Raw genomic sequence first — 13,459 nt, 5'->3', positions numbered from 1 at the left:
GAGGATATTATGGGTCCAGAATCATTGGAAGCAAAACAAAAAGCAGCGATCGAAGAGGTACTCAAAGCGTACCCGGCAAAAGCTGCGAAAAACCGTGCTAAGCACCTCGGTGTAGGTTCACCAGAGGATGAAAGCCAAAAAACGTGCGGTAACGTCCGTTCGAATAAGAAAACTGTTCCGGGTGTCATGAGCCAGCGCGGCTGTGCCTATGCCGGTTCAAAAGGTGTTGTCTGGGGTCCGGTCAAAGATATGGTTCATATCTCTCACGGTCCGATCGGCTGTGGTCAGTATTCACGTGCCGGCCGTCGTAACTACTACATCGGTACAACCGGTGTCGATACATTCGTTACGATGAACTTCTCTTCAGATTTCCAGGAAAAAGACATCGTCTTCGGCGGTGACAAGAAACTGGCTGTCTGTTTCGAAGAGATCGACGCGCTGTTCCCGCTGAACAACGGTATCACTGTCCAGTCTGAGTGTCCGATCGGTCTGATCGGTGACGACATCAACGCGACTTCTAAAGTGTATGCGAAGAAAACTGGTAACACGATCGTTCCGGTTAACTGTGAAGGTTTCCGCGGTGTTTCTCAGTCTCTGGGTCACCACATCGCGAACGACACTGTCCGTGACTACGTCTTCGACGGTAACGTTGAGACTCTGGGTGACGCTATCGAGCCGACTGAGTACGACGTTGCGATCATCGGTGACTACAACATCGGTGGTGACGCATGGTCAAGCCGTATCCTTCTCGAAGAGATGGGTCTGCGTGTAACGGCTCAGTGGTCAGGCGATGCTACGCTCAAAGAAATGGCACAGACGCCGAAGGTTAAACTGAACCTCCTGCACTGCTACCGTTCTATGAACTACATCTCCCGTCACATGGAGAAAGAGTTCGGTATCCCTTGGGTTGAATACAACTTCTTCGGACCGTCTCAGACTTACAAATCTCTGCGCAAGATCGCTGCATTCTTCGACGAGAAGATCCAGGCGAAATGTGAAGAGGTTATCGCGAAATACGAGCCGATGATCAATGCGGTTGTCGACAAGTACAAGCCGCGCCTCGAAGGCAAGCAAGTAATGCTGTTCGTCGGTGGTCTCCGCCCGCGTCACGTTATCGGTGCCTACGAAGACCTCGGTATGGAAGTTATCGGTACGGGTTACGAATTCGCACACGACGACGACTACAAACGTACGAAAGACGAGATCATGCGTTCTACTGTCATCTACGATGACGTCAACGAATACGAGCTCGAAGCGTTCGTCAAGAAACTTGAGCCGGACCTCGTTGCTTCTGGTATCAAAGAGAAATACGTCTTCCAGAAAATGGGTCTGCCGTATCGCCAGATGCACTCTTGGGACTACAGCGGTCCGTACCACGGATTCGACGGTTTCGCGATCTTCGCAGCCGACATGGACCTCGCGATCAACTCTCCGGTATGGGGATATAGCAAAGCACCTTGGGAAACGGAAGGAGAAGCGTAATGCAGAACGTAGATAAAATCGACAACGGTAAAAACCTCTTCCAGCATCCTGAGTACCGGGATGTCCTGGCAAACAAAAAACAGTTCGAGGGTGCCTGGGGCGCCATCGACAAAGAAAAAGTCGCTGAAATCGCTGAGTGGACGACGACGTGGGATTACCGCGAAAAGAACCTGGCTCGTGAAGCGATCACTGTCAACCCGGCAAAAGCATGTCAGCCCCTCGGTGCTGTCATGGTCGCTCTCGGTTTCGAGAACTGTATGCCGTACGTTCACGGTTCACACGGTTGTGTTGCTTACTTCCGTTCTTACTTTACGCGCCACTTCAAAGAGCCGACACCTTGTGTATCCGACTCTATGACAGAAGACGCGGCGGTATTCGGTGGTCTGACCAACATGAAAGACGGTCTGAAAAACTGTGCAGCAGTCTACAAGCCGGACATGATCATGGTTTCCACTACTTGTATGGCGGAAGTCATCGGTGACGACCTCTATGCGTTCATTACAGCTGCGAAAGAGGAAGACGGTGGTGTTGACCTTCCGGAATCTTTCCCGATCCCGTATGCACACACTCCGTCATTCGTCGGTAGCCACATCACTGGTTACGACAACATGATGCACGGTACGATGCAGCAGCTCACTGAAGACCAAAAAGGTGAGACGAAAGAGCGCATCAACATCATCCCGGGCTTCGAAACCTACATCGGTTCACTCCGTGCGGTTAAGACGATCGTTGAGAAGATGGGTGCAGACTACATCATGCTCGGCGACCACTCTGACCAGTGGGATATGCCTGCAGGTGAATACAACATGTTCGCCGGCGGTACGAAGCTTGAAGACGCTAAAGACTGTATCAACTCTAAAGCGACGATCTCTCTGCAGAAATACGCTACACCGAAAACCATGAAAATGGTCGAGAAGCGCTGGAAGCAGAAAGGCAGCACAACGTGTAACCCGATCGGTCTGAAAGGCACTGACGAGTTCATCATGAAGCTTGCCGAACTGACTGGTAACGAGATCCCGAAAGAGCTGAAAGTAGAGCGCCAGCGCCTGGTCGATGCTATGCAGGACTCCTACCCGTACATGCACGGTAAGAAATTCGCGATCTGGGGCGACCCTGACTTCCTGATCGGTGTTGTTTCCTTCCTGCTCGAAATGGGTGCGGAACCGACACACGTACTGTGCCACAATGCACCGCGCGGCTGGGAAGACGAGATGCGTGCGCTTCTCGACACGTCACCGGCAAAAGACACACTGAACGTCTGGGCAGGTAAAGACCTGTGGCACATGCGTTCATTCCTCTTTACTGAGCCTGTCGATTTCATGATCGGTAACTCTTACGGTAAAGAGCTGATGCGTGATACGGGTACTCCGCTCATCTACATGGGCTTCCCGATCTTTGACCGTCACCACCTGCACCGCTACTCTCTGAGCGGTTACGAAGGTGCGCTCAACATGCTCACTCAGATCACGAACAAAGTTCTTGATCAGCTCGACGAAGAGACGAAGGGTATCGCTACGACGGACTACTTCTTCGACCTTATCCGCTAAATCTCTTCCCCCGGGGAGAGGGATACCTGTTTTTTTTGAGTTTCGCCGCGGCCCCACGGCCGGTTCGGACCGCTGGGGCGGCACCGGGGCGTCTTCTTCGGACCCCCGACTTTCTCTCTCCTCAATTCATGTTGTCCCCTTCGGGGGGCACTCCCTTTCACGACTTTCAAGCACGGTTTTTGCAATAGATGCGGAAAAAAGGACAATACCCATGGCCGTTTCCGACAAGATCAAGGAAAATCTGATGAAAGAGATCTACACCAACATCGATAAACTCTACGATTTTATGGAGCAGCACTACGCGCTCAGCGAAGAACACCACGATCTTGTTATCCGCGAACTCAACAAACTCAAAGACCAGTTCTACCTGATCTCCAGCAACAGCAAACTCTCCTAAGGCTTCCCATGCCGTCGCAATACCACGTCGTCGTCGAAAAACTGTGCGGCTGTGCACAAAAAAGGGGCCTGGAGCAGATCCGTACCTTTTACAGCCGTGATGAGGCCGAAGAGCACGCCTACGAGTGGGCCGATACGCTCAACAACAGTTTCTGCGGCAAACACGGGTTTGATGTGAAAGAGGTGGACGACAACTTCGTCATCTCCGTCGAAGAGGGCGGGTTCGTCGAGGCGTGCGAACTTTACTAGCCCGGTCAATTTTCGTGTACCGCATTTTCACGATTTTAAATGCTTTTTCGATACGATAGGGCGCTTGTAACGTTGCGTAGTCATTGTACGAGCAGAGATTATCCAGGAGCCCACCAGTATGGAAAACCACCCGAATACGCAGGCGTCAGAAACGGCAGAGCCGTCCGATACTGCCGAAAACACCGCGGAAGTGCAGACGCAATACGAGGACGCGATGCTCGACGCGTTTGTACAGAAACCCGAGAAGTTTTCGTGGTACAAGCGTACCTTTGCAAAGTTCAGCCAGAACGGTGTCGACAGTTTCGCCTGGAGCTGGTCCTGGTGGGCTTTCTTTGTGACGTTCTGGTTCCTGCTCTACCGCAAATCCTATCTGGCGGCGCTGGGCTATTTCGGTGCGGCGGTCGTCTTCTCGCTTCTGCCGCTCGGGCTCATCGGTTCGCTGATCTTCATGGTCCTGGCGGGCGGTACCGCGCCTTATTTCGTCTACAAGACCTACAAAGAGCTGAAGCAAAAGGCGGAAGCCGCTTCGACGGATGACGAGATGCGTATTGCGACAATGAAACAGCTCGGCGGCTACCATACCTGGGTCGTGGTCGTCGCCGCGATCATCAATGTATTGATGCTCATCGGCGTCGTGATCGGTTTCCTGGCACTCGGCGTCGTCCTCAGCCAGCATCAGTAACGACGCTTAAAACGATTTTTATATCAAAGTCCCCGTTGGGCGAAGAGGGGGATCGCCATCTGCTGTGCAGCGAGGATCGCGCCCTGAACGGCGGCGATATTGATGTTCATCGACTGCTGTGTGGATACGATCTGGTCGGCCTGCAGCCCGATATTGTCCGCCATCGCGAGGATGACGTCCGCCTCTTCGAGGATACGGTTCGCCATGACGCCGATATCGGCGGAGAGCTGCAGCATGCTTTTGAGCGAGGCATAGAGTGTCGGGTCGGAGGTCATGGACGCCATGCCGCCGATCGCGGTGACATAGCCGTCGACAGCCGTCGAAAGCGAACGGAGCATCACGGCTAGGTTGCCGAGATCCGTCAGCGTATCGGCACTGATGTAAAGGCTGTTATGCACCGTATTTGCCGTGACGTTGGCGTAGACGGATTCGACTTCGCCCCGGTATTGATGCACATCCCAGGAGACCGCTTCGAGTTCCATGGACATCGTCCACGGCGTCAGGCTGACGGCCTCCATACGCTGCGCCAGGAAGTCACCGCTCGATTTCAGCCCCTCCAGTTCGTTGTTGAAACTGTCGGATTGCATCACCGAGACGAGTGCGAGCATATTCTTCTGTGTCTGCAGGAGGGTGGACTGGGTGAGCGCGACGTTGTCGTTTTGCAGCTGCTGGGTCTCGAGGATGCGGTCGGCCATCAGGCCGATGTTGTCCGACATGATCAGAATCTTGTCCGCCATCTCGCCGATGCGGTCCGCCATCGTCCCGATATCGTCCGAGAGCCTGAGCATCGCCGTGATGCCGTCACCGAGGGTCGCAGCGTTCATGGATGAAGAGAGCATCTGGAGGTCTGTGGAGAGGTGCAGTGCTTCATTGGCGAGGCCCAGGACCGTCAGGGTGTACTGATCCAGCGCCGTCAGCACGTCTGCATCCACCTGCAGCGGGGCGGCAAGGCTTGCGTCGATACGGCTGATTTCGTTGACGAGGTCACGCGCCGCATTGTTTGCCTGCAGCAGCGGTGCGCAGACGCTGTCGCTGCCGAGGTTGATCGCTTCAAGCTGGCTCTTGAAGCTTCCGGCATTCGTGTTGGCGGTCTGCAGGTCGGTCAGCAGCGCCGCATGGAGCGGGAGCGATACGGCAAGCAGGGCGCCGAGGAGCATCAGGGGTTTAAACGGGTTTTTGAATGTCTTCACGGTGCCTCCTTAGGGATTCATGGACTGGAAAAGGGTGATCATGGAACTCTGTGCGCTGAACATGGAGTGAAACATCGTCTCAAAACTCCCCTGCTGCAGCTCCTGGGTCTGACGGATACGGTCGCTCATGATACCGATGTTGTCGGCCATCACGATGATCTTGTCCGACATCTCCATGATACGGTTTGACATGGTGCCGATGTCGTAGCTGAGCTTCAGCATGCTGGCGATCGCCGCTTTCAGAACGTCCGAATCGGTCTGATCGGAGAGGTTTTCGATGGAAGCGGCGAACGTCTGAAGACTGCTGCCCATGTTCTGGTGGATCTGGGAGAGGTCGCCGAACATCGTCAGGGTCTCTGCGCTGGGTTCGATCACCGCGACCTGGTTGTTCTTGGCGGACCATTCGTAGAGGTTCTTTGTAGAGATCATGAGCCTGGAGGCGTTGACTTCAAGCTGTTGCAGCTGGACGTCCATCGTCGACTCCGTCAGGGTCGTTCCGGCCATGGCATCCGCCAGGACCTGGCTCTTCGTGATCAGTTCGGAAAGCTTGGCGTCATAGAGGTCCGGTGCGAGTGCATCACTGAGACCGACCATATTGTTCTGTGTCTGCAGCACGGACTCCTGTGTCAGGAGGACATTGCTGTTCTGCAGCTGCTGGGTAATGAGGATACGGTCCGCCATCATGCCGATATTGTCAGCCATGACGAGGATGCGGTCGGCCATCTCGAGGATGCGGTCGGCCATCGTCCCGATATCGTCGGAGAGGCGCAGCATCGCCGCCATCAGGACTTCGTAGTTGGAACGGTCATAACAGCTGCCGGTCGTTTGGAGACCCGTGGAGATGCGGAAGGTGTTCCTTGCCATCTGAAGGGCAATCGCGGAAAGGCTGTCGAGTGAGTCGAGGTCGTCAACACTGACAGAGTAGGGAGAGGGGATATGGGTGTACACCATCTGAATCGAGGCGATATACTCCTTGATAGAGGTATTGAGTGTTCCGAGCTCGCTGCAGGATCCTTCCTGGGCAAAGCTGAACGCCGCAAGTTCGCCGTTGAGGGTTTGGCCCTGCGTGACGAGTCCCTGCAGGTCTGTTGTCGTCGACGCCTGGGCGCCCTGCCATAACAGGAAAAAAATCATAAGAAGAGTGTTGCGAATCAAACGTATTCCTTTAAAAGATGGTTTTTAGGGGCGGAATATTACCAAACATTATATTACTTATACATATCACTCCCGGACTAAATCATATATTCAAGAATAGAGTGTTACCGGAAGAAGATATTTCTCCCCAAAAAGGCCTTCTGGAACGGGGTATGCAGAACAACGGGAGCTCTAAAAAAGGATTGCAGATGGAATACCATGTTGTAGTAGAAAAAATGTGTAAATGTGCCAGACGTCAGAACATGCCGCAGATCAAAACCTTTGATGACAAGGAGAATGCTCTGATGGTTGCCCGCGCCTGGGCGCAGCAGCTCAACGAATCTTTCTGCGGCAGTCATGAGTTCAATGTCGTGCCTGTCGATGACAACTTTGTCATTACCGTCGGCGAAGGCAGCTTCTGATGGAAGAGGAGACTTTCTTCTACTGCCAGGAGTGCAACGGGAAGATCACCCTGGATCAGCTGGCACTTCTCAATGAGGGCAAATGCCCCCACTGCGGCTCGCTCGCAGGTTTTTCCACCAATCCCAAAGGGACCGAGGACGGCTTCGAGAAAGCGAGAGTCCTCAACGATTCGGATTTTCTCAACGGGAACTTCTGATACGGCGGTTCGGGAGTGTGGTACCCGTTAGGGGCGGGCACGCTCCCATCCGCCCCCCAAGGCTTTGTAGAGTGAGATCTGGTTCGTGATCCTTGCGGCACTCAGCTGCACCAGGTTCAACCGCGACGCAAGCAGGAGGCGCTTGGCGTCGATGACTTCCAGATAGGTTCCGTACCCGCTGTCAAAACGGCGCTGCGAGAGGCTCAGGACTTTCTCCAGTGCCGTATTCGCTTCCTCCTGCGCGGTGAGCTTCTCATCGGCCGCGCGGATCTTCGCCAACGCATCATACACCTCTTTGAACGCCACTTTTACCGTCTTAGCATAGACCGTGACGGCCTCATCCTTCTTCGCTTCCGCCTCCCTGACGCTGTTCTCGATCCGCCCGAAATCGAACAGGGGAACATAGAGCGCGGCGCCGAGGCCCCACATCTGGGCCGAGGCATTGAGGAGGTTGTCCAGCTCGCTGCTGCTGTAGCCGGCGGTGCCGGTCAGTGAAATGGTCGGGAAGTAGGCGGCCTTCGCCACGCCGATCGTCGCGTTGGCCGTGCGCAGGCGCGATTCGGCGGCCAGGATGTCGGGGCGGCGCTCAAGCAGGCGCGAGGTGAGGTCGGCCGGAACAGACTGCGGTTCGGGCAGCGCGTTCACTGTCTCATAGGCCGCTTCGAGCAGGGCTTTGGGCGAACGCCCCAGCAGGATGCCCATCGCGTTTTCGGCGAGGGCATGCTCCTCGCGCAGCGAAGCAAGGGCGACCTTTGCCGTCGCATAGAGAGCATGGGACTGCTGCAAAGTGAGTTCGTCGATCGCACCGTGCTGGAACTGGCGCGCACGGTACTCGTAACTCTCCTTGTAAGCCTGGACCGTCTCCTCGGTGACCGTGATCTGACGCCGCAGGGAGACGAGGTTGAAGTAGAGCTCCGCGACACCGGCAATAAGACCGATCCGCACGGTTTCCCGGTCGGCATCGGTCGCGATCAGCTGGCCGCGCGCCGCCGCTTCGAGGTTTTTGTATTTGCCCCAGAAGTCCAGCTCGTAGGCCGCCGTGACGGAGAGGTCGTAACTGTTGTAGATAAACCCGGAGAAGGGAGAGAGCGTCTCCCCGCTCGTCTTCTGGCGGTTTGCCGATGCCCCGCCGTCCAGTGTCGGGTAGCGTTCGGCACGGCTGAAGCCGAGCGACGCCGCCGCCTGGGCGACACGGCTCGCGGCGATTTTCAGGTCGTCATTGTTTTGCAGCGCCTCTTCGACGAGGGCATCGAGCGTCGCGTCGTTGAAGGCTTTCCACCACGTCGCACCGATCGTGCTGGCATTGGTGTCGGCCGAAGCCGTGCTTTGGTCCGGCAGTTCGGGCGGCGTAACGGTGAGCTTCGGCGCCATGGAACATCCGCCGAGCAGCCAGAGGGCCGCCGCGAGGGAGAGGAGCTTATGCGCGTTCATCTTCGCCTCCTTTGTCGGTGTAGAATTTGGCCCGCAGGCGCATGATCAGGTAGTAAAAGAGCGGGATGAAAAAGATCGCGACCACGGTCAGCATCACCATCCCGCCGACGACGGTCGTCCCGATGATATGGCGGCTGTTCGCCCCGGCACCGGTGCTCAGCGCCAACGGCAGCGTCCCGCCGATAAAGGCGAGCGACGTCATGACGATGGGGCGGAAACGGATCCGCGCCCCTTCCAAAGTCGCCTGGTAGAGGTCGAGCCCCTCGCGCAGTTTCTGCTGCGCGAACTCGACGATCAGGATCGCGTTTTTCGCGGTGAGGCCGACCAGGGTGACGAGCCCGACCTGGAAATAGATGTCGTTCTCGAGCCCGCGGAAGTAGACCGCCAGCGTCGCGCCGAGCAGGGCGAACGGGACCGTCATCAGGATCGTGAACGGGATCATCCAGCTCTCGTAAAGCGCCGCCAGGATCAGGAAGATAAAGACGATGGCAAAGATGAAGGCGTTGTTGCCTTTGCCAGCCACCTGCTGCTCCTGGTAGGAAGTACCGGCCCAGGCGATGGTATAGCCCTCGGGCAGGACCTCTGACGCCACTTCCTGGATGGCGCGCATCGCGTCGCCCGAACTGTGGCCCGGGGAGGGCTGTCCGGAGAGCTGTGCCGCCGTAAACATGTTGAAGCGCTGCACGACGCTCGGCCCCACGATGCGTTTGGCCTCGACGAGGGAACTGATCGGGATCAGCGCACCGCTGGTTGAACGGACGAACACGTCGCGGTAATCCTCGACGCTCTCCCGGTAGGAGGGCTCGAGCTGGACATTGACGTGGTAGGTACGCCCGTAGAGGTTGAAGTCATTGGCGTACCCGGTACCGAAGGTCGAGCCCAGCGTCGTATAGATGTCGGAGATCTGGACCCCCAGCGCCTTGGCCTTGTCCTCGTCGACGGTGATGTGGTACTGCGGCACACCGGCGTTGAAGGTCGTACGGACCCGGGTAAGTTCCGGCCGCGCGTTGGCTTTCTCGACCAGCTGTTTCATCAGCCCGTCAAAGGCCAGCAGGTCGCCGCCGGTGCGGTCCTGGACATAGAGCTCAAAACCGCCCGTGGCGCTCATACCGCGGATCGGCGGCGGGTTGACCGGGATGATCATCGCCTCTTTGTTCTGCATCATCTGCATCATGAACTTGCCGGCCATCGCGTCGGCGCTCTGGCTCGGGTCGGGGCGTTCGGACCAGTCGGTAAGGTGCGCAAAGGCGACCCCCGCGTCGGACTTGAACGCGAAGGTAGCGAGGTCGATCCCGCTCATGGCTCCCAGCGACTCGATCAGCGGGTCGGCGAGCAGCGCGTCGGCCACCTGGCTCTGGACCTCGACGGTACGCTCAAGCGACGCACCCGGCATAAGGTAGGTGAGGACCATCAGGACCCCTTTGTCCTCACCGGGGACCAGGCCCGTCGGCAGTTTCTGCGACATCCAGGCACCGGCCCCGATAAGGACACCGAAGATCAGCAGGTTCATGACCGCCAGTTTGATCGTCATGCGTACCCCGCGGTTAAAGCCGGAGGTGAGGCGCTCGAAGAAGGCGTTGAAGATCCGGATCGGGAGGATCGGGCGCGGTTCCTCGCGGCGCAGGAAGACTTTACAGAGCGCCGGCGTCAGGCTGAGCGCGACGATCCCCGAGATGACGACGGAGATGACGATGGTCATCGCGAACTGCTGGTACATCACCCCGCTGAAACCGCCCATGAGCGAGGCGGGGATGAAGACGGCCGAGAGAACGAAAACGATCGCGATGACCGGTCCCGTGATCTCGCGCATCGCCTCGATCGTCGCTTCGCGAACCGTGAGCTCCTTACGCTCGTGCAGCAGGCGTTCGACGTTCTCGATGACGATGATGGCGTCGTCGACGACGAGCCCGATCGCGAGGATCAGGGCAAAGAGCGTCAGCAGGTTGATGGAGAAACCGGCAATGTAGAGCCCGGCGAAGGTCCCCACGATGGAGACCGGGATCGCCAGGACCGGGATGATCGTCGCACGGACGTTGCCGAGGAAGAAGTAGATGATCAATACGACCATCACGATCGCCTCGGCCAGGGTCATCAGTACCTCTTCGATGGAGGTCTTGACGAAGGTCGTCGTGTCATAGAGCGTATGGTAGCGGACATCCTCGGGGAACTTCTGCGAGACCTCCGCGAGCACCTTTGTCAGTGCGGCATCGACCTCGAGCGCGTTGGCACCGGGGGCCAGGAAGACCCCGGCCACGGCCATCGGCTCCTTGTTGCGGGTGCCCTTGAGCATATAGCGTTCGGCGCCGAGTTCGACACGGGCGACGTCTTTGAGGCGCAGCGAAGAGCCGTCGGGGTTGGTGCGCACAAGGATGTTGCCGAATTCATCGGCGGTCTTGAGGCGGCCCGGAGTCGTGACCGTGTAGGTATAGGCCATCTTCTCCACGGCAGGCTCGCCGCCGATCTGTCCCGCAGCGAGCTGGACGTTCTGGCTGCGGATGACGCCCAGCACATCGCTCACGGTCAGGTCGTAGGCCGCGAGGCTGTCGGGTTTGAGCCAGACGCGCAGGGCGTACTCTTTCGACCCGAACAAAAAGGCATCCCCGACGCCGGGAATACGCTTGATGTCGTCGATGACGTTGATGAGGGCGTAGTTGTTCAGCCACAGGGCGTCATGGACGCGCTCTTCCGAGGTGAAGGCGATGACGCGCAGCATGTCCGGGGAGCGTTCGCGTACGCTGACCCCCTGGCGGCGTACCTCTTCGGGCAGTTTGTTCAGGGCCACCTGGACGCGGTTGTTGACGTCGACGTTGGCGGCGGAAGGGTCCGTGCCCGTGGCGAAGGTGATGCTCATGGTCAGGATCCCGCTCGGTGAAGCGGTCGAGGTCATGTAGATCATATCCTTCGCACCGTTGATGGCATCTTCGAGCGGGGCCGCGACGGTGTTGGCGAGGGTTTCGGCATCTGCGCCCGGGTAGACCGCCTGGACGTTGATCTGCGGCGGCACGATGCTGGGGTACTCCTGGACCGGCAGTCCCTTGATCGCTACGACCCCCGCCAGAATGACAATGATGGAGAGGACCGAGGCAAAGATGGGCCGGTCGATGAAAAATTTCGAAAACATAGACGTTTACCTTTATTTGCCTTCCGCATCGACGGTTTTGTCGATGATGACAGGGGCGCCGGGTTTGACACGGAAGAAGTTGTTCACGATGACCTTATCCCCTTCGGCAAGCCCTTTGCGTACGACGAAACTGTTGCCGACGGGGTCGCCGAGAACGACGGGACGGACGGCGGCCTGCCCCTCCTGCTCAACAAAGACGATGGTGCCCATCGGGTTCTGCAAAACGGCCTTCTGCGGGATCATGATGACGTTTTCGCGGCGGATACCCTCGATCGTGATGCGCCCGAAGGCACCCGGCAGCAGGAGGTTGTCGCTGTTTTTGAAACGTGCCCGGGCGCTGACGCTGCCCGTCTGCGTATCCGCGTCCGGAGCGATATAGTCGATCTCGCCGCTCACCTTGATGCCGTCGACGTCCAGCGTCGCCTTGAGATTGCCCGTTTTGGCCCAGCTCCAGCGCCCCTCTTTGTTGGAAACACGTGCTTTTTGCAGGTCACCCGAAGGGATGGAAAAGAGGGCGTAAATCGGGTCGGTCTGGGTGATGGTCACGAGCGGCGTTCCGGCGTTGACGACGTTACCGACGTCGGTCTGCTTGATGCCGGCGATCCCGCTGATGGGGGCGGTGACGTCGGTATAGCCCAGCTCCAGCTCCCTGGTCTGCAGCTGCGCCTTTGCCGCGTTCACCTGCGCGCGTGCCGTTTCAAAGGCCGAGAGCGCGGCATCGTGCTCCTGGACGCTGATGGCGTTGTCCTTGTAGAGGGACTGTGCCCGTGCCCAGTCGCGTTCGGCTTTCGTATAGAGCGCCTCCTGGAGGATGACGGAGGCTTTCTGCTCGTTGACCGCCGCCTGGTAAAGGTCAGGTTCGATCTGGTAGAGGCGGGTGCCTTTCTTGACGTAGTCGCCCTCTTTGAAGCGCTTCTCCAGTAGTACGCCCGTCACACGGGAGACGACGGTGGCACTGCGGATGCTCTTGAGCCGGGCAGGGTAGCTCAGGACGACGTCGCTGGTCGCGAGTGCCTTGACGACATAGGCATCGGCGTGCGGTGCCGGGTTAGCGGGAGCTGCCGATTCGGCCAAAAGGCTGTTTCCGAACAGCAGTGATGCCGCGAAAACGAGCGGGGCGTAGGGGTGTCGTTTCATAGGGATGCTCCTAGTTGCTTGGTATGGGTTTCGGAGGTGTCGACGATGGTATCGAGGACACGGTAAAAAGTTTTGATCTCATCCGGGGTGAGTTGGGCTTTGATGGCATTGTTGAACGTCAGGGCTTTGGGGATGACCAGGTCAAGGATCTCCTGCCCCCTGTCGGTGAGACGGATCGGTTTGATGCGCCGGTCTTCGCTTTTGCGCTCGCGGACGATCAACCCCTTTTTTTCGAGGGCGTCAAGGGCCCGGCTCACGGTCGGTTTTCCCTTCGCAAGCATCTCGGCGATCTCGGACTGCGTGATCTCGCCGTCCTCGCTGATGATCTTCAGTGTCGCGAACTGTTCGGGTGCGATCCCGAAGAGTTCGATACATTTTGAAAATCCGGCGTGAATGATGTTTGCCGTGCGGTTGAGACGAAAACCGATTGAATCATCCAGAAGATATTCCATGGGGCTCCTTTAATTACCT

General features: G+C 57.5%; 13 protein-coding genes. 7 read left to right on the top strand and 6 right to left on the bottom strand.

What is annotated here, in order from left to right:
* The first annotated feature begins 9 nt into the window (after window positions 1-9).
* The 5 genes from nifD (at window position 10) to WCX49_RS08185 (ending at window position 4,356) form a co-directional block, all read left to right on the top strand.
* Window positions 10-1,482, top strand: coding sequence for a nitrogenase molybdenum-iron protein alpha chain (nifD, locus tag WCX49_RS08205; protein ID WP_345984613.1), 1,473 nt, complete (start codon window positions 10-12; stop codon window positions 1,480-1,482).
* Window positions 1,482-3,029 (top strand): nitrogenase molybdenum-iron protein subunit beta, encoded by a 1,548-nt coding sequence (gene nifK, locus WCX49_RS08200; protein ID WP_345984612.1) that lies wholly within the window; start codon window positions 1,482-1,484, stop codon window positions 3,027-3,029. The genes nifD and nifK overlap by 1 nt, the downstream gene beginning before the upstream one ends.
* A gap of 244 nt (window positions 3,030-3,273) precedes the next feature.
* Window positions 3,274-3,426, top strand: coding sequence for a hypothetical protein (locus WCX49_RS08195; protein ID WP_345984611.1), 153 nt, complete (start codon window positions 3,274-3,276; stop codon window positions 3,424-3,426).
* Between the two features lie 8 nt (window positions 3,427-3,434).
* Window positions 3,435-3,674 carry a hypothetical protein gene (locus WCX49_RS08190; RefSeq protein ID WP_345984610.1) on the top strand — a complete coding sequence of 80 codons (240 nt, stop codon included), beginning with the start codon at window positions 3,435-3,437 and terminating at the stop codon, window positions 3,672-3,674.
* Window positions 3,675-3,792: 118 nt separating this feature from the next.
* Window positions 3,793-4,356, top strand: coding sequence for a DUF2628 domain-containing protein (locus WCX49_RS08185; protein ID WP_345984609.1), 564 nt, complete (start codon window positions 3,793-3,795; stop codon window positions 4,354-4,356).
* 23 nt (window positions 4,357-4,379) lie between these two features.
* Here the strand turns inward: WCX49_RS08185 and WCX49_RS08180 are convergent, their stop codons facing one another.
* A complete protein-coding gene (locus WCX49_RS08180; protein ID WP_345984608.1) occupies window positions 4,380-5,546 on the bottom strand; it encodes a hypothetical protein in 1,167 nt (388 codons plus the stop codon).
* Window positions 5,547-5,555: 9 nt separating this feature from the next.
* On the bottom strand, window positions 5,556-6,680 hold the full coding sequence (locus WCX49_RS08175; RefSeq protein ID WP_345984607.1) for a hypothetical protein: 1,125 nt from the start codon (window positions 6,678-6,680) through the stop codon (window positions 5,556-5,558).
* A 209-nt stretch (window positions 6,681-6,889) separates the two neighbouring features.
* Here WCX49_RS08175 and WCX49_RS08170 point away from each other — a divergent pair, with 209 nt between their 5' ends.
* The gene (locus tag WCX49_RS08170) at window positions 6,890-7,102 is read left to right on the top strand and encodes a hypothetical protein (RefSeq protein WP_345984606.1); all 213 of its coding nucleotides are present in this window, start codon (window positions 6,890-6,892) and stop codon (window positions 7,100-7,102) included.
* Window positions 7,102-7,299 (top strand): hypothetical protein, encoded by a 198-nt coding sequence (locus tag WCX49_RS08165; RefSeq protein ID WP_231018395.1) that lies wholly within the window; start codon window positions 7,102-7,104, stop codon window positions 7,297-7,299. Before WCX49_RS08170 ends, WCX49_RS08165 begins: the two co-directional genes overlap by 1 nt.
* 27 nt (window positions 7,300-7,326) lie before the next feature.
* Here WCX49_RS08165 and WCX49_RS08160 read toward each other — a convergent pair whose 3' ends face one another.
* Genes WCX49_RS08160 through WCX49_RS08145 form a run of 4 tightly spaced genes read right to left on the bottom strand, consistent with a single transcriptional unit; the run spans window position 7,327 to window position 13,440 of the window.
* Entirely contained in the window at window positions 7,327-8,730 is a 1,404-nt protein-coding gene (locus WCX49_RS08160; RefSeq protein ID WP_345984605.1) for an efflux transporter outer membrane subunit, read from the bottom strand.
* Window positions 8,717-11,851, bottom strand: a complete 3,135-nt coding sequence (locus tag WCX49_RS08155; protein ID WP_345984604.1) for a multidrug efflux RND transporter permease subunit — start codon at window positions 11,849-11,851, stop codon at window positions 8,717-8,719. The genes WCX49_RS08160 and WCX49_RS08155 overlap by 14 nt, the downstream gene beginning before the upstream one ends.
* A gap of 12 nt (window positions 11,852-11,863) precedes the next feature.
* Window positions 11,864-12,988 (bottom strand): efflux RND transporter periplasmic adaptor subunit, encoded by a 1,125-nt coding sequence (locus WCX49_RS08150; RefSeq protein WP_345984603.1) that lies wholly within the window; start codon window positions 12,986-12,988, stop codon window positions 11,864-11,866.
* Entirely contained in the window at window positions 12,985-13,440 is a 456-nt protein-coding gene (locus WCX49_RS08145) for a MarR family transcriptional regulator (RefSeq protein ID WP_345984602.1), read from the bottom strand. Before WCX49_RS08145 ends, WCX49_RS08150 begins: the two co-directional genes overlap by 4 nt.
* Window positions 13,441-13,459 lie beyond the last annotated feature (19 nt).

The organism is Sulfurimonas sp. HSL-1656 (genome assembly GCF_039645585.1).
GTDB classification, from domain to species: domain Bacteria; phylum Campylobacterota; class Campylobacteria; order Campylobacterales; family Sulfurimonadaceae; genus Thiomicrolovo; species Thiomicrolovo subterrani.
The sequence above is the reverse complement of the archived record's forward strand: the minus strand, read 5'-3'. Positions and strand labels throughout refer to the sequence as shown.